Raw genomic sequence first — 21,096 nt, forward strand, 5'->3', positions numbered from 1 at the left:
GTGCGGCCTTTGCTGCGGTCACGGCGCTGTTCTTCGCCTGGGGGTTCATCTGCGCGAACAACGATCCGCTGATCGCCGCGCTGCTGCGGATCTTCCGGCTGTCCTATACCGAGGCGCTGCTCGTCCAGATCGTGTTCTTCGCCGCGTTCGGGACCATGTCGCTGCCCGCGGCCGCGCTGTTCGCGCGATGGGGCCCGATCCCCACGATGACGGGGGCGCTTACAGCGATGATCGCCGGGTGCCTGGTCGTGCAGGCGACCGTCTGGTTGCCCTGGTTCCCGCTGCTCCTTGGCGGGCTGTTCGTCCTGGCCGCGGGGATCGTCACGCTCCAGGTCGTCGCCAATCCGCTCGCCGCGGCGCTGGGGCCACCCGAGCGCAGCCACTTCCGCCTCACGCTGGCGCAATCGTTCAATGCGCTCGGCGTTGTCGCCGGAGTCCAGTTCGGCGCGCGGCTTATCCTCGCCGATCCGGCGTTCGAGGATGCCACGCTGCTGGCATCGGATGCCGCGCGCGGGCTCGCCGCGGTCCAGCGCGCCTTCCTGACCATCGCCGCGTTGGTGGCGGCGCTGATGCTCGCGCTCTGGCTTTTCCGACGCACGATCGCGGCCACCGCGCCGCCGCCCGAAGGCGCGCCGCGCATCGCCGACGCCTTCCGCTCGCGCTGGGCGTTGCTCGGCGCCGGCGCCATCGCGCTCTATGTCGGTGCCGAAGTCGCGATCGGCAGCGTGATGATCGGTTTCCTGTCCGATCGCGCCACGCTCGGCCTGTCGCTGGCAGAGGCGGGAACCTGGCTGGCGACCTTCTATTGGGGCGGGGCGCTGGTCGGGCGTTTCGTTGGCAGCTGGCTGCTTACCCGCATCGCCGCGCCGCGGATGCTTGGCGCGGCGGCGGGGATGGCGATGCTGCTCTGCGCCGCGACTTTGATCCTGCCGGGTCCGGTCGCCGCGCGTTGCGCGCTGGCGATCGGGCTGTGCAACGCGATCATGTTCCCGACGATCTTCTCGCTGACCCTCGAGCGGTCGACCGCTTCGCCGGCGGCGACATCGGGCCTGTTGTGCGTTGCGATCGCCGGCGGCGCGGTGGTGCCGTTGCTCGTCGGCCAGGTCGCCGATCGCGCCGGACTCGGCTGGGTCTTTGCAATCCCGCTCGTCGCCTACGCCGGTATCCTCGCCTTCGCGGTGGCAGCGCCCCGGCCTGGGCGAACTCGCACGCCCTCGAAGCTCCTGCGCCAGATGTCGCCATGATCGACCTGTGAGGGATATGGCCGGGCCGAAGCTTTCATCCGTAGCGCTCAGCCCACCGCAGAGGCGAGCGCTGTTACCGCAGCATCCGCCTCTTCGTCGTTAAGGCTGGCGAAGCCGATGCGCAGCCCGCGATCGGCGTCGGGGCTGGCCATGAACGAGCGTGATGCCGCGAAGCGCAGGTCGAGCGCCTGCGCGCGTGCTTCGATCTCGTCCATGCTCCTGCCGGGGAAGCGCAGCCAGAAAGCGAGCCCGCCATTGGGAAGGTCGAACTGCACCTTGTCGCCGAACGCCTCGTGAAGGCGCTGGGCGAAACGCAGCCGGCGCTCGGCATAGATCTGGCGGACCTTCCGGGCGTGCCTGCGCAGTTCGCCGCTCGATATCAGCTCAGCCGTGGCGCGTTCGGTCACGACATTGCCCATGCCGTCGGTGAGCGAGATGCCATGCGCGAGGCTGCGCAGCAGCAGCGGGGAGCCGACGACATAGCCGACGCGCAATGCCGGCAGCAGCAGCTTGGAGAGCGACCCGATATAGATGACGTGCTCGGGCGCATAGGCGGCCATCGGCAGCAGCGGCTGCGACGAGAAATGGAATTCGTGGTCGTAATCGTCCTCGATGATCGCGAAGCCGAACTGGCGCGCGAGGGCGAGGAGGCGCAGCCGGCGCGTCGGGCGGAGCGTGACCGTGGTCGGGAACTGGTGGTGAGGAGTGAGGAATAGTGCGCGGATGCGATGCTTGCGGCACATCGCTTCGACCGCGGCAATATCGATTCCTTCTTCGTCGAGCGGCACTGCATGCACGCGCGCGCCGAGCATCGTGAATGCCGCGACCGCGGGCTCATAGGTGAGCGCCTCGACCATGACATGGTCGCCGGGGCGGAGCAGGGCTTGGGCGGTGAGGAAGATACCGTTTTGGCTTCCTCTCGTGATGCAGACATTTTCGGCCGAGACGTTCAACGCGCGCTGGCTGCGCAGCATTTCGGCCACGCATTCGCGCAATGCGGGCAGCCCCAGCGGATCGCGATAGGCGAAGGTGTCGGAACCCGTCCGTGCGCTCACCGCATCGCGATAGGCATTGGCCAGTACCTTGGTGGGAAACAGCCGCCCGTCCGGGGCGCCTTCGTCGAGCTTGAGGCCGCTTCCCGCGGCCAGTGCCAGCGGGCGTTCGGGTGGCGGCAACACGCGATAATAGGTCCGTCCGATCGCTGCCGGGCGTGCGGGCGGCGGCGCAGGCTTGTGCACCGGATCGGGATAAACCGGCGAGACCAGGGTGCCGCGCGTTCCCGCCGAGCTGAGCCAGCCTTGCGCGATCAGCTCGTCATAGGCGAGCACCACGGTCTTGCGGTTCACCCCGATATTGGCCGCCAGTTCGCGACTGCTCGGCAAGTATGTGCCCGGTGCCAGCCGGCCGCTTTCAATGTCGCTGATGATCGCGGCGATGATCTGCATATAGGCCGGCGTGTCGCTGTCGGTATCGATCGCTTGGCCGAGCGTGAGGGGAAGGCGACGCAGCATTGGTCCTGATATCGGTTGGAATGTCGATCGGTGAGGGGCCAGTCCTAGCCCCGCCGCGCGCTGCGGGCAAACCCTGGTTGGACCCGCCACGCTTCCGATATTGGTGGTTTGATTATGGCCTCTCGTGTCTCAAGATGTTGGCATGAACGCTTCCGATCACAGCAAGTACAGGACAGGTCCGTTCTCGAAATTCGACGCAGCCGACATCCGTGCGTTGATCGAGGCCTATCCGCTCGCCTGGGTGCTGGTGCCCGGCAGCGATGGCATGGCCGCGAGCCAGCTTCCGCTGATCGGCGAGTATGATGATGAAGGCCGGCTGGTCGCGCTGATCGGGCATTTGGGGCGCGCCAATCCGCTTGCCGGGCAGCTCGCCGCGAGCGGCCGCGCGACGATCCTGTTCGACGGCCCGAACGGCTATGTCTCGCCCGAGCATGCTGGGCGCCGCGACTGGGCGCCGACCTGGAACCACGCCCATGTGAAGATCGCCGCCGAAGTCGAGATCGACCCCGCGCTCACCGAGATGTCGCTCGACGTGCTGACCGATGCGATGGAGCGCGACCGGGCCGATCCCTGGCACAGCGGCGAGATTTCCCACCGGTACCAGGGCATGCTGCAGGCGATCATCGGCTTCCGCGCGACGGTGACCGCGATCGAGGGCCGGTTCAAGCTGGGGCAGGACGAGCGCCCCGATACGCTTCACGCCGTTCTGGCCAGCCAGGGCAATGCCGAGCTGGTGCGCTGGATGCGGCGGTTCAACGAAGGGCGCTGAGCGCCCTCACTCCCCTTGGAACCATTGCCGCGGCAGCGGACGCTGGCGGGGATAGACTTCGCCCAGCGTTGCGGCGTCGTAGATCCGGCCGTTCTTCATCACCTGCGTGATCGCGCGGGCGTTGCGGATATCGGTTAGCGGATCCTTCGACAGAATGAGCAGGTCGGCATATTTGCCGGGCTCGAGGCTGCCGATCTGCCCACGCCGGCCGATATCCTCCGCGCTCTCGATCGTCGCCGCGCGGAGGATTTCGTGCGGCGTGGCGCCGCTGGCGGCATAGGCTTCGAGCTCGAAATGATAGCCGACGCCCTGGACCGTGCCGTGGCTGCCGATGCCGACCAGCCCGCCCCCGCGCCGGATCGCGAGCGCGTCGGCGCCGAACAGTGCCCAGGTCCGGTCGATCTCGGGCACCCAGGTGCGATTGCGCAGCCGCGTCTCGAGGATGCCGCGCGGCACGAAATTGCGCAGCTTGGGATCGGAGAGCAGATTGCCTTCGATCACGAAATTATGCAGCGGCGGCGCGCCGCCATAGAGGATGGTCAGCGTCGGCGTGTAGCCGATCCGGGTCCTCGAATAGAGTTCGAGCACGTCTTTCCGAAGCGGCGTGATCGGCAGATTGTGCTCGTTGCCGGCAAAGCCGTCGAGGGCATGCGTCAGGTTGAGGTTGAAGTCGCTCGCGCCCTCGGTCGTCGGCATCATGCCGAGTTCGGCGGAGGCCATCACGATCTGCTGCCGCTGGGTGCGGTTGCCGACCATGTACGCCTTGATGTTGCGCGTGCGGTAATGCTCGCGATAGCGAGTCAGCACGGCGCGCGCGTCGGCGAGCGAGTTGATCTCGACGTTCGAGAAGATGCCGGGCCCAGTCGAGAAGGCGCGCGGGCCGAGCATCAGCCCGGCATCGATCATGTCCTGATAGCCGAACACGTCGATCGTGAAGGGCTGGACGTCGATCCCGCTGGTCACGCCGTACGCCAAATTGGCGAGGAAATCCCAGTGGTTGACGTCGAGGAGCTGGCGGCGGGTCTCGAACCAATGCGCGTGGGTGTCGACGAAGCCGGGGACGAGATACGAGCCGGATACGTCGCGGATCGCCGCGCCGGCTGGAATTGCCACGCTGCCGGTAGGACCCACCGCGGCGATGCGTCCGCCGGTGACGACGACATCGGCGTTGGCGATCACTTCGTCGCCGCGCATCGTGACCGCGGTGGCGCCGCGCAGCACGACGCTCCCCTGCGGCACATCGCGCGGCAATTCGACCCGCGCCTCGACGCTGGTCGCCAGGGCCTCGGCCGATCCCGCCTTGGAGTCGGCGGCGACTTTGGTGGGCAGCGTCCGCAGCGTCGATCCGACCGACCAGAGGATCGTGCCGCCGTCGCGGCCCCAATCGGCATAGTCGGCGCCGACCGCGGTGATCTTGCTCGACGCGGTGATCGTGCGTGCCAGTTCGATCTTCTGTGGATCGCCGCCGAGCAGGGGCGGCACGTCAAGCAGATAGAGCTGCGACGCGGCCTTGACGAGCAACTGGCTGCCGTCGGGGCTCAGTCGTGCGTCCTCCGGGGGGATCGGCATGGTGGCGAAATAGCGGTTGCCGTTGGGGACGGTCAGCGAGACTTCTTTCCGGGTATCCCCGGCCGCGACACCCACCGAATGGATATCGCTGCCCGCCATGTAGCGCAGCCGTGTGCCGGTCGCGTCGAAGCCGAGCGCGCGTGCACCCTGTGGCCGTGCCACCACGCGCGCCGCGCCTCCGGCGATCGGCAGCACGACGATGTCGGTCGGCAGGCTCGCGCCGACTTCGCTCTGGACGTTGAGCCGCTCGGACTGGACGCCCCGCAGCACGGCGACGCTCTTGCCGTCGAGCGAGACCACCGGCTCGGTGTAGAAGCCTGGCTCGCTGGTCAGCTGGCGCGGCTTGCCGCCCGCGGCGGGGATCGACCAGAGTTGGCCGCCCTCGATCGCGGTCCAGGTGACATAGACGAGGCTGCGGCCGTCGGGAGTCCAACTCGGCTGGAACGCCATGCCCTCGACCCCGGTGACTGCGATGGGGGTGCTGCCGGGCGCAAGCCCCTGGACGTATAGCTTGCCTAGCGCGGCGAAGGCGGTGCGCCTCCCGTCGGGCGAAAGCCGTGGCGCCTGGATGACGCGGACGCGCACCGGGCCGGTCTCGTCGGGGACTTCGACGCGGGTGTTGCGTCCGATCGGCAGGTCCACGGCAGCCGTGAACGGCACCTCGCTGCGCTTGCCGCTCGCGATGTCGATGCGGGTGATCTTGCCACCGATCGCGGTGAGCACGGCCTTGTCGCCGGGCAGGAACGCCACGCGTGGGATCAGGTCGTTGTAATAGCCGCCCATCTGGGCATCGCGATCGACCGGGAAGGCGAGCCAGCGATCCTCGCCGCTGGCGAGGTCGCGGAGGCGCAGTCCGGTCTCGGTGCCCTTGCGGTTGGCATAGACCATAAGCCGTCCGTCATGCGACAAAGCGGGGCGCATCGCCGCTCCGGGATTGGCCGAGATGATCTTGTCCTCGGCGCCGGTGGCTAGGTCGCGCCGGACGATCTCCCAATGCGGCAGCGGCTTGTCCGACCAGAGCGAACCGGTCTTCCGCGAATAATAGAGATACTTGCCGTCGGGCGAGGCGGCCGGGCCGATCACGTTGACGCGATCGTCGCCGCGCTCGGTGCCGGTGGGCCGCGCCTGGGTCACCTTGATCCCGGTGCCGCCGCGCATGTCATACGCATAGAGCTCGAAGGCTAGAATCGAGTGGATCGTCCGCGAGACATAGACGAAGCGCCCGTCGGGCGACCAGGCCGGCGAGGTGTACAGCGCCGGATCGGTATCGGCCGAGAGTTTCCGGGCATTGCTGCCATCGGGGTTGGCGACCCAGAGATTGGTCGCGCCCGAGCGATCCGAGAGGAAGGCGATGCGCTTGCCGTCGGGCGAGAAGACCGGCTGGGTTTCGAACGCCTGGCCGGTCAGCACCGGGCGGGCCTGGCCGCCGGCGATATCGAGCGCGTAGATGTCGCCGAGCAGGTCGAACAGCATCGTCCTGCCGTCCGGCGAGACGTCGAGCGCCATCCAGGTGACTTCGGAGGTATCGAACTTGAGCCGCTCCTGTGGCTGGAGCGGCAGGGCCGGTGGAGGCGCTGCTGTCTGGGCCAATGCCGGGCCGCTCCCCAGGGAAAACGCAAGTGCGAACAGGGAGCAGCGCGCGGCACGGGTCATGAAAATGGTCTTTCTCAGAACTTGATGCGGGTGCCGATGGTCATGAACCGGCCCACCGTGTCGTAGAAGGGCGAGAAGGCCGACGCGATCGGCGGATCCTTGTCGAACAGGTTCGAGACGTTGGCGTAGATTTCCATCTGGGGACCCCCGCTCGTCGGGATCTTCGCGTTCAGCTGGAGATCGATGTAGGTGTAGGCCGAAACGCGGTTGTTTGTGATGCGCAAATTGCGGTTGTAATAGCCCGGCGAGATGTAGCGCGCGCGGATCAAGCCGCTGAGGTTGCTGTCCGCATAGCCGACGCTGCCGTTGACCCGCCACGACGGCATGCCGTTGACGAAGGCGTAGCTGGTGTTGTCGACATATTCGACGCGAGTGATGCCGTCATAGGTGGTCAGGCTGTTCACCCAGGTGCCGATCACACGGAAGTTCATCCGCTGGCTGCCGACATCGTTGAGCGGCAGCGTATAGGCGATTTCGCCGTCCACGCCGTTGGTCTTGTACTGCGTCAGATTGACCGAGTTGGACTGGACCCGGATCAGGTTGCCGGCGCTGTCGCGGAACACGCGTGCGCACAGCTCTGCGTTGCCGTTGAAGCAGCGCGTGACGAGGTCCTGCGCGCCGATCGACGCGATCACCTTGTTGATGGTGATGTCGAAATAGTCGAGCGAGGCAGTGAGCCCGCGCATCGGCGAAGCAGTAACGCCGGCGGTCCAGGTGTCGGCAAGTTCGGGGAGCAGATTCGGATTGCCGCCGCCATTGACCAGCGTCTGGCCGCTGACGTTCTTCACCGGATCGGAGACGTTGACGTAGCTGATCGTCTGGGTCGAGTAGAGCTCGCTCAGGCTAGGTGCGCGGATGTCGCGCGAGCGGGTGACGCGGCCGATCACGCCGGGCAGGAACTCGTTGGTGGCACCGAGCTTCCACGACCAGATGCCGCCGCTGTTGCGATAGTCCGAATAGCGCGCGGCGCCATTGATCTCGAGCTTGCGCAGCACCGGAATGTCGCGGACCAGCGGGATCAGGATCTCGCCGAACGCTTCCTTGACCGAGTCCCGGCCCGAGAGCCCGCCGAACGAGAAGGTGGTGAAGGCGCCGGCGCGATCGAGATCGCCTGCGCGCGAGTCGACGCTTTCCCAGCGGCCCTCGACGCCGAGCGCGATCGAGATCGGTCCTGCCCAGAGGTCCAACGGCTCGCCGCGGATGCTGGCGCCGACCGTGTCGAGCTTGGTGGTGGCGCGCGACGTCGGCGTGCCGGTCACATAGTCGATCGCGGCAGCCGAGGGCGCGCCGTTGCCGAACAGGTTGAGCGGCACGCAGCCGCTGTTCGGATTGGTCAGCGTGACGCGGCAGATCGGCTGGCCGGTGGTCGGGCTGATCACCGAATCGACGGCGTTGGCGAAGTTTGCGGTCAGGCGGAAGCCAGGAGTGTCGATGTTGTTGGTCGACTGGCCGTGGCTGTAATAGGCGCCGTAGCGCCACTTGCCGTCGCCGCTGCGGCCTTCGAGCGCGACGGTGCCCTGGATCGCCTCCCGCTCGAGATCGATGCTCGAGTAGGACAGGTCCGAATTGTAGCGGCCCATGGTGAAGCTGGTCTGGTTGGCGGCGGCGAGGCGATCCTTGATCTCCTGGCGCAGGAAGGCGTTGTCGTTGCGGATCGTGATGTTGCCGCGATTATGGTCGCCGAACCAGGTGTAGTCGCCCCAGTAGCGCGAGTAGCGCAGCTCGGCGACGAGCTTGACGTCGTCGAACACTTCGTACGAGGCGCGCGCCATGCCGGCGACGCGCTTCTGCGGCGTGATCAGCGGGCTGCGGTCATCGTCGGAGGGGGACTCGCCGCCGATCATGTTGGCGCCGTTCACCGTACCGAGATTGAGCGTGCGCAGCGTGCCGTCGGGGTTGAAGCCCTGGTTGCGCAGCACGCCCGAGGTGATGATGCCACCGACGAATGCATTGGCGAGGCCGACATAGGGGGTCAGCGTCTGCGTGCCATCGGGGTTGGACAGCGTCACCCAGCGGCCGGTGTTCTCGCGTGCGGTCTTCTGCATCAGCCCGTCATTCTGCAGATATTCGCCGCCGATCATGAAGTGGCCGCGCCCGCCGGCGAACTTGAACCCGGCGGCGCCTTCGAAGCGATATTGCGCGGCGTCGCCATAGGTCGAGATGCCGCCCTCGGCACCAAGCCGAACGCCGGTGAGGTTGTCGTCGAGCTGGATGTTGACCACGCCCGCGACCGCGCCCGAGCCCCAAGCCGCCGAGGCGCCGCCGGTGACGATGTCGATATTCTTGACCAGCACCGAGGGAATGGTGCTGAGGTCGTTGTCGCTCGAGAAGCGGCGGCCGTCGAGCAGCACCAGTGTGCGCGTCGCGCCGAGGCCACGCAGGTCGACCGGGAAGCGGCCCGCCTGGGCGTTGGTGCCCGAAGTCTGCGGCGATTGGCCCGCCTTGAACTGCGGCAGATCGGCAAGCGCGGCGCCGATATTGGCGCGGCTGGCGACGCTCAGTTCCTCGCTGCTGAGGCGGGTGAGGGGACTAGGCGATTCGAAGCCGGGGCGGTCGATGCGCGATCCCGAGACGACGATCTCCTCCTCGGCCGGTGCCTCTTGCGGCGCGGTCTCCTGGGCCCAGGCGGGCGCGGCGCCCGCAACGACGAGCGCGCAGCCGGCGAGCCAAATGGAGCGGCCGGATTTGACGGTGACGGAACGTGCCATGCTGATTCCCTTTACGCGATGGACCCTGGAGCGGCGCTTCGCCGTCTGTGCGGGCTGGCGCTCTTTCGATGTCATTGAACCGCAATCTTTGGGTCCAAGGCGCCGGGGCAAACATCCAATTCCGCGCCATCGGACGGGTCCATGCGATCGGCCGCGCCACTGTGATATCAGGGACACAGTCGCCGGTTGGTCCCGTCGGCAAGCATGGACTTGGAACTGTCGAGGCGGCGGCGACGCTCGTACACAAGGGCATGCAGAGCGAGTCTCCGACCTTCACCAGGCGCACGCTTCTCGGCGTGCCCGCCGCCGCGGCGGCCACCCATCTGATCGCATCGCCGGCCCCGGCCGCGCCGTCGCTGCCGCTTCCGCCGGCCTCGGAGATCACGGCGCTCGGCGCCACCGATCTGGCCGCTGCGATCCGCCGGCGCGATCTGTCGTCGCGCGAAGTGATGACGGCGCACCTCGCCCAGATCGACCGACTTAATCCGCGCTTCAATGCGATCGTCTCGCGCGTCCCGGCGGACCAACTCCTTGAGGCGGCCGCCGCAAGTGACGAGGATGCCGCGAAGGGCCGCTTCCGCGGACCGCTCCACGGCTTCCCGCACGCCGTGAAGGATACCGCGCCGACGCGCGGCATCCGCTCGACCCAGGGTTCGCCGCTGCTGCGCGACAATATTCCGGCCGCCGATTCGCTGGTCGTATCGCGGATGCGCGACGCGGGCGCGATCTTCATCGGCAAGAGCAACGTGCCCGAATTCGCGCTGGGCTCGCATAGCTACAACCCGTTGTTCGGCGTCACCCGCAACGCCTGGAACCCCGAAGTGTCCGCGGGCGGCAGCACCGGCGGCGGCGCCGTGGCGCTGGCGCTGCGCATGGTCCCGCTCGCCGACGGCAGTGACTTCGGCGGGTCGCTGCGCAATCCGGCGGGGTGGAACAACGTGTTCGGCTTCCGCCCGTCGTTCGGACGCGTGCCGTCGGTGCCGTCGAGCGACGTGTTCGGCCAAACCTTCGCGACCTCGGGCCCGATGGCGCGCAGCGTCAGCGACCTTGCGCTATTGCTCTCGGTGCAGGCGGGACAGGATGCCCGTTCGCCTTTCTCGTTGCCCGACGATCCCGCGCGCTTTGCTGGATCGCTCGACCGAGAATGGAAAGGCGGCCGCATCGGCTGGCTGGGCGACTTGCAGGGCGGGCTGGCGATGGAGCCGGGCGTGCTTGAGACGTGCGTCAAAGCGCTATCGGCGTTTCGCGCGATCGGCATGACGGTGGAGGCGGCAAAGCTGTCGCTCACCGCCGAGGAGATGTGGCGCATCGCGGTCACGCTGCGCCACTGGTCCGTCGGTGCCGACCTGATGGGGTTCTACAAGGATCCCGCCAAGCGCGAGCGGATGAAGCCCGAGGCGATCTGGGAAGTCGAAGGCTATCTGGCGCTCAGCGCCCGGCAGGTCGCCGAGGCCTCCGAAGGGCGCGCGCGCATCTACCAGGCGTTCCGCACGCTTTTCGAGACCTATGATTTCCTGGTGCTTCCGACCGCGCAGGTCTTCCCGTTCGACGTGGAAACGCTCTGGCCCAAGCAAGTCGCCGGGCGCGCGATGGACAGTTATCACCGCTGGATGGAAGTGACGCTGCCCGCGACGATGGCGGGGCTGCCGACGCTTGCCGTGCCCGCCGGGTTCGGCGGCGCGCGCAAGCTGCCGATCGGCCTCCAGCTGATTGGCCCGAACCATGCCGATCTCGCCGTGCTCCAGGTCGGGCATGCCTATGAGCAGGCCTCGCCCTGGATCCACAAGGCGGTGCCGACGGCATTGCGGGCGAATTCGCGCTAGAACCGCTTCCGCACGGTCAACCGCAATGTGCGCCCCAGCGGATCGATTTCGTCGCGGCGATAGCCGAGAGGGACGCTGCCGTCGCGCAACGCCACGCGGCGATAGCTGTCGAACAGATTGCGCAGGTCGAGCGACAATTTCAGGTTCGCCGCGCTGCCGCCGATCAGGAAACGCCGCCGTGTGTGCGGCGCGGCGGGCGTATCCTCGTCCGCTTCCGCGGGCAGCATCTCGACGATGCGGCGGCAGCGGTCGGGAAGCCCCGCCATGATCGTGCGCAGCCGCGCATAGTCGAGCCGGCCCGCCGCCTCGCGCTCGGGAGACGGACGGTCGTCGATCGCAAAGGTTTCGATCTCGGCGATCATGTCGATCGAGACGATCCGGCAGCGCTTGATCCGCTGGAGCAGCAGGTTGCGGAAGATCGAGAAGAAATAGGCGCCTGGGCGTGCGATGTGATCGACGTTGTCGAGCGCGGCGAGACGGCAACAGCCTTCCTGAACGATATCATCGACGTCCTCCTCCGATACGCGGGCGCGCGCGAGCCAGGCCCGTATCGTACCTTCGTACGGGATCACCGCCTCCGCCACCCAGGCTGCCCTGAGGCGGCGGCGCTCGAAATTGGGACCCTTCTTCGTCGTGCCTCTCCCATTTGGCTTCGCGACTTGTCGTCGCTTCGCGCTACTCAGATAGCTGACGCGCGAATTTCCCTATTGCAACCGCTACGCGGACCCGCTGTCGGGTGACGGAAAGTCGGCACGCCACACTCGTAGCTGGCAGGGAGAGCGATGACCAAGGCACGCGAAGACCTGGCGAAGTGGGTGGGAAGCGAGATCCTTCCGCACGAACGCGACCTGCGGCTGTGGCTGCAACGCCGCTTCGTGGCTGCGACCGAAGTGGAGGATATCGTGCAGGAATGCTATTGCAGGCTGGCACGGATGACCGATGTCGCGCGTATCGCCGAGCCCCGCGCGTATCTCTTCACCATCGCCCGCAACATCGCGTTGGAGCATCGCCGGCGCGCGTCGGTCGTGCGTTTCGAAAGCCTGTCCGAGATGGGCGATGGGCAGGCCGGAATCGACCTTCTCTCGCCCGAGCGCATCCTTGCGGCGCGGCAGGATGTCGGCCGCCTCCAGTCCGCGCTGGCGACGCTTTCCGAGCGCGCGCGCCGGATCTTCCTGATGCGCAAGGTCGAGGGGCTCAGCCAGAAGGCGATCGCCGAGGCACTCGGGGTGACCGAAACGGTGGTCGAGAACGATGCCAGCCGCAGCCTGCGCACCGTGCTGCGGCTCATGACCGAAGCGGAACCCGAAGCTGCGCCCAGCCAGGCGGGAGGCGCGCATGCACGATCGCATTGAGCAGCAGGCCGCCGAATGGGCGCTGCGGCATCCGCTCGGCCGCGTGGAGCAGGCGCAGCTCGACGACTGGCTCGCGCAGGATGCGCGCCACGACGGAGCACTGCTACGCGCCATGGCGGGACTGAGCGCGATCGAGGATGCGCTTGTCGCTCCGACTGCGTACGAGCCGGTGCGCACCCCGACGCGGCGCTGGCTGCTCGGCGGCGGTATCGGGCTCGCGGCGGCCGCGGCGAGCGTGGTGCTGGCATGGCCACGGCTGACCGCCCAGCACGTCACCACCGGGCGCGGCGAAATCCGCCGGCTGCCGCTCGCCGACGGATCGGTGGCGACGATCAACTCGGACAGCGACTTGCGGATAATGCTGGCCGAAGATCGCCGCACCATCGATCTCACGCGCGGCCAGGCCTGGTTCCAGGTCGCCAAGGATCGCACCCGGCCTTTCATCGTCGATGCCGGCATCGCCCAGGTGCGCGCGGTTGGCACGGCGTTCTCGGTGGTACGCGGGAAGGATGGCGTGCAGGTCGCGGTTACCGAAGGAACCGTGGCGGTCTGGCCGTCCGAATCCTCGGGGCTGATGACGATCCTCGAGGCTGGGCAGTTCGCCAACTTCAAGACCGCGGGCGGCGCGCCTACGATCGGATCGGCGCCCGGCGCGATCGAGCGTGCGCTGGCGTGGCGCAACGGCGAGGTCGCGCTGGAGAATGACAGCCTTGCCGAGGCGGTCGCGTCGTTCAACCGCTACAACCAGCGCCAGCTCGTGCTGGCGGACCCGAGCCTGGCGCAGGAGAAGCTCGTCGGGCTGTTCAGGCTCGACAAGCCGGAGAATTTCGCGGCGATGCTCGGCCAGTCGCTCGACCTCGACGTCGTGGTGACGCCCGAGGAAATCCGGCTCGCACGAAAAAAATCGGCGGGGCGGTGACGGAAAGCCTTGGGCGCTCGCTCGTGAAAACGAGAGCGCCGACAAGGCGTCATCGTTTCTTGGGGGAGGGTCGAACTTGCGCACACACCACTATCTTATGGCCACGGCAGCCGTCATCTGCTGCTCGGTGACGGCATCGTTCGCGACGGCGCAGGTACGCCAGTTCGATGTCGCGCAGCAGCCCGCCGCCTCGGGCATCCCGATGTTCGCGCGCCAGGCCGGCGTCGAGATCCTCGTTTCGGGGCCGGTGGTCGACGGTGTGCTCGTCAATCGAGTCCGCGGCAACATGGACGTCTCGCGGGCGCTGCAGCTGCTGCTCGCCGGCACCGACCTGGTGCCGATCGTCAACGGCTCCCGGATCGTTCTCAAGCGCGCCGAGGCGCCCAAGCGCGTCGTCGCTTCGGTGACCCGTCGCCCGCGGCCGGTGCAGGACGCGACGCCAGCGGTCGAGCCGGCGGACGTGCAGGTCGAGGAAACCGCCGAGCCCGAGCAGGAGATCGTCGTCACCGGCATCCGCCAGTCGCTCGAGCGCGCCGCCAGGATCAAGGAAGACGCTGTCCAGGTCGTCGACGCGATCGTCGCGCAGGACATCGGCAAGTTCCCCGATCCGACCACTGCCGCAGCACTCCAGCGCGTGCCGGGCATCCAGGTCCAGAACGACAGCAACAACGAGCTCTCGGGCGTCCGCATCCGCGGCCTTGCCGATATCCAGACCACGGTCGACGGGCGCGAAGTCTTCACCACGACCGGGCGCGGGTTCAGCCTGGTCGACATGCCCGCCGAGGCGCTGGCGCGGGTAGAAGTGTTCAAGTCGCAGACCGCCGACCAGATCGAAGGCGGCGTCGCCGGTGGCATCGACCTTAAGCTCAACAAACCGTTCAACTTCAAGGAGCCCGCCCTAGTCGGCACCGCGCGCCAGACCTATGCGACGCGCGTCGGCAAGGCCAACCCCTCGCTCAGCCTGCTCGCCACTGACCGGTTCGACACCGGCATCGGTGAGATCGGCGTGCTGGTGAACGGCACCTGGTCGCACGCCGATTCGATGCGCACCACCGCGTTCATGGACATGCGCCGCAGCTCGGGCGTCGCGCCGCTCAACACGCCGGGATACCTGATCCCGCAGGTCATCCAGAACATGCCCGATGTCGGCGAAGTGACGCGGAAGCAGGTCAATGGCGCGATCCAGTGGCAGCTCAGCCCGTCGGTCCAGGCCTATGTCGACGGCTTCTACACCTATTTCCAGACGACGGCCGGCTTCACCGGGTTCAACCCGCAGCCCTTCACCAACGGCACGTCGATGACCAACGTCGTTGCGAGTGACAACTGCTTCGATGCGCGGGTCAACGCCAACGGCACCAACCCGACGATCAGCGTCGATGCGCAGGGCCGGGCGACGCTCCAGGCGTTCACCGTCCAGCGGATGTGCGACGTCAAGAGCGTCCAGTTCAACAACATCGTCATCAACCAGAACTCGTCGTCGCTACGCTTCACCCAGGAGGCCAAGCAGGTTGCCGGCGGGCTGCGCTGGGAGCAGGACCGCGCCAAGGCGGTGCTCGATTTCGGCTACCAGACCTCGAACAGCTTCCGCGAGAATGTGAACCTCGAGGCTGGGCAGCGCGTCGCGACGATGCTGCTCGAGACCGACGTCGATGGCGGGCCGCGGGTCACCGTTCCGGCGGGCGCGCCGATGAGCAGCGCCAACTTGTCGCTGCGCAACGCCTTCAATCAGAATTTCACCCAGGCCGACGGCTCGCTGCTCCAGGCGCGCGCCGATGGCGATTACGAGCTCGACGGGCTGCTCAGGAAAGTCGAGGTCGGCATCCGCTTCGCCCGCCGCGAGGCCGTCCAGCGCGACGTCCAGTCGACCACGCCGATCCCGTACGGCAATATCGGCACTGGTACCGAGGCGAACGCGCGACTGATCTCGTCGCTGCCGCTGTCGCCGAGCATCATCGGCATCATCGGCGAGCTGCCGCGAGTAAATGGCGGCACCAGCTTTGTCGGGATCGCGCCGTCGTACCTCCGCTCCGAATTCGGCCGCAACGAGCTGCGCCGCCTGCTCGGCCTGCCGTTGCGGCGGCCCGACTGGAACCCGACGCGCCAGTTCGATGCCAAGGAAACGACGCTCGCCTCGTACGTCCAGGGCAATTACGAAGTGCCGCTTGGCACCCTGACGCTCGACGGCGTGGTCGGCGTGCGCGTGATCAAGACCGATCGCGACATCAGCACCTTCCGAAACGTGTCGGGCGCGCTGGTGCCGGTCGACGTCAGCACCTCGGATACCGACGTGCTGCCGACCGCGACGGCGCGGCTCAAATTCCCGGGCGGATTTCAGGCGCGCCTGGCCTATTCGCGCAGCATCCGCCGCCCCGATTTCGGCGACCTCAACCCCACCCAGTCGCTGGCGATCACGGTCAATCCGTTCCAGCTCAGCACCGGATCGGCAGGCAATGCCACGCTGCGCCCGCAGCGTTCGGACAGCATCGACGGCACGCTCGAATATTATTTCAAGAGCGGCTTTGTCGCGGTGACCGGCTATTACCGTCGGATCAAGGACCGCGTCGTCACCGCGTCGAACCAGGAGACGATAGACGGGATCAACTTCCTGATCTCGCGCCCGCGCAACGTCGGCGAGGCCGAATTGAAGGGCATCGAGACCAGCGCGCAATATTTCTTCGATTTCCTGCCGGGCGACCTCGCCGGGCTGGGCATTCTAGGCGCGTTCACGATTGCGGACTCGAAGATCGGCGGCAACGATCTGCTTGCCGGCAATGCGCTCCAGGGCGTCTCGAAATACAACTTCACGATCGGCGGGCTCTACGATCGCGGCAAGCTGAGCGCGCGCGTCGTCTACACCTATCGCTCCAAATATTGGAACGAGGACAATAGCGGCGGCGTCCAGCTGCGCCCGTACGATCCCGATCGCCCGCTGGCCGATCCATATCTGCCGACGCTGCTGAGCTGGATCCGCCCGGCGGGGCGGCTCGACTTCAGCGTCGGGCTCGACGTGACCGATGCGCTGCGCTTCGACATTGGCGGGACCAACGTGCTGCGCAACGAGACCAAGCAGTATCGCGGCGCGTCGTGGCTCAACAGCAAGGTCTATGGCGACGAGACCACCTATACGCTCGGGGCGCGCGTGCGCTTCTGATCGTAGGACCGCCGCGCCGCGCGCCTCCCCGCGGCGTCGCGGCGGTCCGCTCTGTAGTGCGTGAGGAGAATGGGATGAAGTTCGGTACTGTCCTGCGGTCGGTGATCGCCACCACCTCGCTGGTGACGATAGCGCAGGCCGGCGCGATCGCGCAGCATGCGGGAGGCCAGGCACGGCCCAACCTCGTGGTGTTCCTTGCCGACGATCTCGGGAATGACCTGACGCCGTGGGGCGATCCCAATGTCCGCGCGCCCAACCTCGCCAAGCTGGCGCAGGACGGCATGGTGCTCGACCGCGCTTTCGTCGCCTCGCCCGCCTGCGCGCCGAGCCGCGCGGCGTTGCTCACCGGCCTGATGCCCGCGCGCAACGGCGCCGAGGCTAACCAAAAGGCGCCGCGCGAGGACGTCCGGAAGCTGCCCTCCTACCTTCAGGCGCTCGGCTATGAGGTCGTCGCGTTCGGCAAGGTCTCGCACTACAAGCAGACCGGCATGTACGGGTTCGACCATTTCGAGCACGATACCTTTCACGATCCTGATGGCGTCGCGTCGGCGATCGCGTGGCTGAAGGCGCGCAAGAGTACCAAGCCGCTGGTGATCTTCGTCGGCAGCAACTGGCCGCACGTGCCCTGGCCTGAGACCACCGAGGGCTATGATCCTGCCGCGATCACGCTGCCGCCCAAGACCGTCGACACGCCTGTCACCCGCGATGCGCGTGCGCGCTACTACGCCGCGGTCTCCAAGCTCGACAAGGAGGTCGGGGACACGCTCGATGCGGTCGACCAAGTGCTCGGCAAGGATACCTTCGTGCTGTTCTCGTCCGATCACGGCGCGCAATGGCCGTTCGGCAAGTGGAACCTCTACGATACCGGCACGCGCGTGCCGACGATCGTGCGCTGGGGCGGCCATGTGAAGCCCGGCACGCGGACCAAGGCGATGGTGAGCTGGGTCGATATCCTGCCCACCCTGGTCGATGTGGCGGGCGGCAAGGCGCCGGCGGGGATCGACGGCAAGTCCTTCGCGCCCGTGCTGCGCGGCGCTGCCAAGGCGCGCGCGGAAATCTACACCACGCACAACAATGACGGCAGCATCAACGTCTATCCGATGCGCAGCGTCCGCACCGACCGCTGGAAGTACATCGCCAACCTCCACCCCGAATACACCTACACCACGCATATCGATCGATGGGTAAAGCGCGTGGATTCGGGGAAGTACTTCCCGTCGTGGCGCGAGGCCGCGAAGGGCGACCCGGCGGCCAAGGCGATCGTCGATGCCTATTATCATCGACCCAAGGAAGAGTTGTACGACCTCTCCAACGATCCCGAAGAGAAGCGTAACCTCGCCGCCGATCCCAGGCAAGCCGGGGTGCTCAAGTCGCTGCGCGCGAAGCTGGCCGCCTGGCGCACAAGCCAGGGCGACAACCGCCCGGTCGAGGGCACGCCACATTTCGAGGAAGGACCGCTTTACGGGGAACCCGATCCAAACCTGCCGTCCAAATAGGGGGGAGGAGGCGGGTTCGGCGCAGCGGCTCCCTATCATGCCAGCCTGGGTCTCTCGCTTTCTCTCTCCTCGTCCGCGGGTGCAGGAGGCGGGGGCGTGTCGGGACAATGGGTGGCGCGCTTAGCCTCGCGGTCGCACTCGAGCAGCCGCGCGCGCATATCGTCGAGGCACTGATAATAGCCGGCACCGGTGCCGACGCCGCCCCACCCGGTCAATGGCGACGTCACCAGGTCGAGCGTGCAGTCGATGGCTCCCTGCCGGGCCTCTTCGATGCAGGCATCGACGCGTCGCGACAGCTCGGCGCGGTCGCATTCGGGCTCGGCTTGTGGCCTGACCCTCGGCGTCGGTACGGGATCGGGTTCGGGCACCGGAACTGGCTCGGGCCCCGGCGGCGGATCGCGCCGCGGCGGGGGCGGGCAGTGGACGCTGTGGAAGGTATGCTCGATCAGCCCGCCCCCGGCGCTTGACGACAGGCCATAGACGCTCACCGGGGCGCCGGTTTTCCGCACCGTGAGCTGCATGCAGGCGGGATTACGCGTGTCGCGTTCGACGATGCGCTCGATCAGGAAGCCCGATCCCCGCGAGGCGACCCACCCTGATGCGGCGCGCGCGTCATACATGCGGAACAGCTGCCTGACCCGCGAATAACCCGGGCGCGATAGCCAAGGATAGGGCGTCCCGTGTTCGTCGAAGGTGGGAACGTATGCGTTGCGCTCGGGATTGGCCGGGTCGTTGACACGGCCGATGCCGAAGCCTCGCAGTCCGCCGCGTTCGACATCCACTACGACCGCCTCGACGTAATAGCATTCGACGAGGTCAGGATCGTGGCGGCCGCTGTCGGAATCCCAACCCATCCTAGCGGAGAATTCGTACCCGTGTCGGGCGGGCCGGGCCAGTTCGAGTGCGACGGTCCAGTCCTGCGCGATCGAAGATACCGCGAAGCTGTTGCTCCAGCCGACCAGGCTCGATTGCCACGCGGCGCCGAGTTGGAGATGGGCTCCGACCGGGGCCTCGGTCATTCGGGTGCCTAGGATCGAAAGGACGGTGGTGCCGGTGATATCCACGGTCGCGGCGCCGTTGATGCTGGCATCGCCCGCAGCGTTGTGGGGCGCGCTGAGCGAGATCGTGATCGGCTGCGTGATCGGCGGCGGGTTCTGGACCACCGCGGTCACCAGCACTGGATCGCGCAGTCCGATCCGGTCCGGCATTCCGGCTGGCGAGTTGCCGGCGGCGACATCGGGAATGAAGAGAACGCGCGGGCCGCCCTCGTCCTCTTGGCGCGGGCGCTCGGGACGATCGGGCGGCTCGGGCGGGCCGGGCGGCCCGGGAACGATCGGGATCGCGCAGAGCTCGGGCAGCGCGACGCACACCGCCCCGACGCACAGCTCGGGCGCGACGAGGCAGATCAGCGGCGACAGGAACGGCAGCCCCGGCAGGATCGGCAGGCTGCAGAGGATCGGATGCTCCTCGCAGAAGGTGCGATCGTCGGATGGGGGCCGCTCGGGCCCCGACGGTGGCGGGCGAGGTGGCGGATCGGGATCCGGATCCCGCCCGGGGGGAGCGGGATCCGGGTCCGGTCCCGGTCCGGGAGTCGGCGTGGGCCCGGGGATCGGCGGCGGGGGCAGCGCCATCAGCAAATCGACCCGGCGGTTTTGCGAACGCCCTTCGATGCTCGCATTGTCTGCGGCGGGATGAGCCTCGCCCACCGCCGTCACCCGCACGCGTCCCGCAAACGGTGCCAGCAGCGTGGCGACTGCCTGCGCCCGGCGGCGCGAGAGGTCGAGATTATGCGCCTCGGGCCCGGTCTCGTCGGCGAAGCCGACCGCGCGCAGCGTCAGCGTCCGGCTTCCGCGGGTCTGGACGAGGTGGCCGAGCTCCTGCAGCACGGCACGATGCTCGGGCTTGAGCGTCGCGGCATCGATGCCGAAATTCCACAGGCTGAGCGTCATCGGCCGCGCATGTCCGGATATCATGCCCGGACTGGTCCGTGACAAGGCGATCTCCTGCGCCCGCGTCGGCGGTGCCGCGTCGTCGAGATTCCGCCGGACGATATCCGCATTTCCCTCGAGAACGACGTGCGCGAGTTCGTGCGCGAGCAACCGGTCGCCGGCGGACGTTCCCGGCGCGAAGCGGCCCTGGCCGAATACCACGTCGCTTCCCACGGCATAGGCGTGCGCGCCGATCTGCGCAGCCGACTGCGCAGCGGCTTCATCGGTATGGATACGGACATGATCCAGCGCGACACCGAAACGCGACTCGAAATGGGTTCTCGTCGAAAGCGACAGCGGGGCACCCTGACGCGACAGCGCGCGGTGTACGCCCGCAGGCGCCGCAGAACCGGCGCGCATCGTCCTTCCGGGCAGCGCAAGCGGTGCGCGACGAACCATGGGTTTCCTGCGCGCGGCGCAGGCGGGGCAGGGATGTTCTTCCAGCCGGCCGGAAGCCGGTCCGGCGCCGCAAGCCGTACAGGCGCCGCGCGCCGGAATACTCCCGACGCCTGCCGATCCACGCGGCTTGAGCGCCGCATCCGCCAGACGATCGGCGGCCTGTTCCTCCGGAGAATCGGCATGACCGACCATAAGGGAGGGCCGGACGCCCTGAGCGCTGAGAAACGCAAGCCATTGCCGTGTTCCGGGCAAGCTGTACCGGCTCGGGGGAGATACGCCGCGGGCGTCGGGGGTCGAGGGCGATCGCTCCGCAGGCGCTGCGCTGGATGGGGCGGCGGCGGCACCCATCAGAGGACGCTCCGGGGCTTCCGCGAATTCCCCAGCCGGGAAGCGCTGGCAAGGCAAACGCTCGATCGCATCGGTTGATCTCACCCGAATTGACGCGAAACAATGGTCACTGGCGAAGCATAACAGCCGATTCACGTTTCCGGCCTTCGGAAACTCCGTCCCGCGA

Annotated in this window: 12 protein-coding genes; 7 read left to right on the forward strand and 5 right to left on the reverse strand. The window is 67.5% G+C overall.

The genetic code is table 11. The annotated features are described in order from the left end of the window. Positions 1-47 precede the first annotated feature (47 nt). A complete protein-coding gene (locus RZN05_RS04185; protein ID WP_394804815.1) occupies positions 48-1,244 on the forward strand; it encodes an MFS transporter in 1,197 nt (398 codons plus the stop codon). A 47-nt stretch (positions 1,245-1,291) separates the two neighbouring features. Here RZN05_RS04185 and pdxR read toward each other — a convergent pair whose 3' ends face one another. Beyond that, the gene (gene pdxR / locus RZN05_RS04190; protein ID WP_317225368.1) at positions 1,292-2,755 is read right to left on the reverse strand and encodes a MocR-like pyridoxine biosynthesis transcription factor PdxR; all 1,464 of its coding nucleotides are present in this window, start codon (positions 2,753-2,755) and stop codon (positions 1,292-1,294) included. A gap of 142 nt (positions 2,756-2,897) precedes the next feature. Between pdxR and RZN05_RS04195 the strand changes: the two genes are divergently transcribed. After that, positions 2,898-3,524: an FMN-binding negative transcriptional regulator gene (locus tag RZN05_RS04195; RefSeq protein ID WP_317225369.1), complete on the forward strand. Its 627-nt coding sequence runs from the start codon at positions 2,898-2,900 to the stop codon at positions 3,522-3,524. A gap of 6 nt (positions 3,525-3,530) precedes the next feature. Here RZN05_RS04195 and RZN05_RS04200 read toward each other — a convergent pair whose 3' ends face one another. After that, positions 3,531-6,683, reverse strand: coding sequence for an amidohydrolase family protein (locus RZN05_RS04200; RefSeq protein ID WP_317225370.1), 3,153 nt, complete (start codon positions 6,681-6,683; stop codon positions 3,531-3,533). Positions 6,684-6,760: 77 nt separating this feature from the next. Beyond that, positions 6,761-9,454, reverse strand: a complete 2,694-nt coding sequence (locus RZN05_RS04205) for a TonB-dependent receptor domain-containing protein (protein ID WP_317225371.1) — start codon at positions 9,452-9,454, stop codon at positions 6,761-6,763. A 251-nt stretch (positions 9,455-9,705) separates the two neighbouring features. On the opposite strand from RZN05_RS04205, the gene RZN05_RS04210 reads away from it, so the two are divergent. Then, on the forward strand, positions 9,706-11,277 hold the full coding sequence (locus tag RZN05_RS04210; RefSeq protein WP_317225372.1) for an amidase: 1,572 nt from the start codon (positions 9,706-9,708) through the stop codon (positions 11,275-11,277). On the opposite strand, the gene RZN05_RS04215 is transcribed toward RZN05_RS04210, so the two are convergent. Next, the gene (locus RZN05_RS04215; protein WP_317225373.1) at positions 11,274-11,849 is read right to left on the reverse strand and encodes an RNA polymerase sigma factor; all 576 of its coding nucleotides are present in this window, start codon (positions 11,847-11,849) and stop codon (positions 11,274-11,276) included. The genes RZN05_RS04210 and RZN05_RS04215 overlap by 4 nt on opposite strands. Positions 11,850-12,059: 210 nt before the next feature. On the opposite strand from RZN05_RS04215, the gene RZN05_RS04220 reads away from it, so the two are divergent. The 4 genes from RZN05_RS04220 to RZN05_RS04235 all read left to right on the forward strand — a co-directional run bounded on the left by RZN05_RS04220 (position 12,060) and on the right by RZN05_RS04235 (position 18,195). Then, the gene (locus RZN05_RS04220) at positions 12,060-12,629 is read left to right on the forward strand and encodes an RNA polymerase sigma factor (RefSeq protein ID WP_317225374.1); all 570 of its coding nucleotides are present in this window, start codon (positions 12,060-12,062) and stop codon (positions 12,627-12,629) included. Then, positions 12,613-13,548, forward strand: coding sequence for a FecR family protein (locus tag RZN05_RS04225; protein WP_317225375.1), 936 nt, complete (start codon positions 12,613-12,615; stop codon positions 13,546-13,548). The genes RZN05_RS04220 and RZN05_RS04225 overlap by 17 nt, the downstream gene beginning before the upstream one ends. Before the next feature lie 97 nt (positions 13,549-13,645). Next, entirely contained in the window at positions 13,646-16,699 is a 3,054-nt protein-coding gene (locus RZN05_RS04230) for a TonB-dependent receptor (RefSeq protein ID WP_317225376.1), read from the forward strand. A 74-nt stretch (positions 16,700-16,773) separates the two neighbouring features. Further along, positions 16,774-18,195, forward strand: a complete 1,422-nt coding sequence (locus RZN05_RS04235; protein WP_317225377.1) for a sulfatase family protein — start codon at positions 16,774-16,776, stop codon at positions 18,193-18,195. A 35-nt stretch (positions 18,196-18,230) separates the two neighbouring features. Here RZN05_RS04235 and RZN05_RS04240 read toward each other — a convergent pair whose 3' ends face one another. Beyond that, complete coding sequence (locus RZN05_RS04240; RefSeq protein ID WP_317225378.1) at positions 18,231-20,543, reverse strand: eCIS core domain-containing protein; 2,313 nt, start codon at positions 20,541-20,543, stop codon at positions 18,231-18,233. Positions 20,544-21,096 lie beyond the last annotated feature (553 nt).

Source organism: Sphingomonas sp. HF-S4, from assembly GCF_032911445.1.
GTDB classification, from domain to species: Bacteria; Pseudomonadota; Alphaproteobacteria; order Sphingomonadales; family Sphingomonadaceae; genus Sphingomonas; species Sphingomonas agrestis.

Coding starts and splice junctions, on each gene's coding strand:
- RZN05_RS04240 (WP_317225378.1), bottom strand. CDS start 20,543: ATGCGCGCCGGTTCTGCGGCGCCTGCGGGCGTACACCGCGCGCTGTCG.
- RZN05_RS04235 (WP_317225377.1), top strand. CDS start 16,774: ATGAAGTTCGGTACTGTCCTGCGGTCGGTGATCGCCACCACCTCGCTG.
- RZN05_RS04220 (WP_317225374.1), top strand. CDS start 12,060: ATGACCAAGGCACGCGAAGACCTGGCGAAGTGGGTGGGAAGCGAGATC.
- RZN05_RS04230 (WP_317225376.1), top strand. CDS start 13,646: ATGGCCACGGCAGCCGTCATCTGCTGCTCGGTGACGGCATCGTTCGCG.
- pdxR (WP_317225368.1), bottom strand. CDS start 2,755: ATGCTGCGTCGCCTTCCCCTCACGCTCGGCCAAGCGATCGATACCGAC.
- RZN05_RS04225 (WP_317225375.1), top strand. CDS start 12,613: ATGCACGATCGCATTGAGCAGCAGGCCGCCGAATGGGCGCTGCGGCAT.
- RZN05_RS04205 (WP_317225371.1), bottom strand. CDS start 9,454: ATGGCACGTTCCGTCACCGTCAAATCCGGCCGCTCCATTTGGCTCGCC.
- RZN05_RS04210 (WP_317225372.1), top strand. CDS start 9,706: ATGCAGAGCGAGTCTCCGACCTTCACCAGGCGCACGCTTCTCGGCGTG.
- RZN05_RS04195 (WP_317225369.1), top strand. CDS start 2,898: ATGAACGCTTCCGATCACAGCAAGTACAGGACAGGTCCGTTCTCGAAA.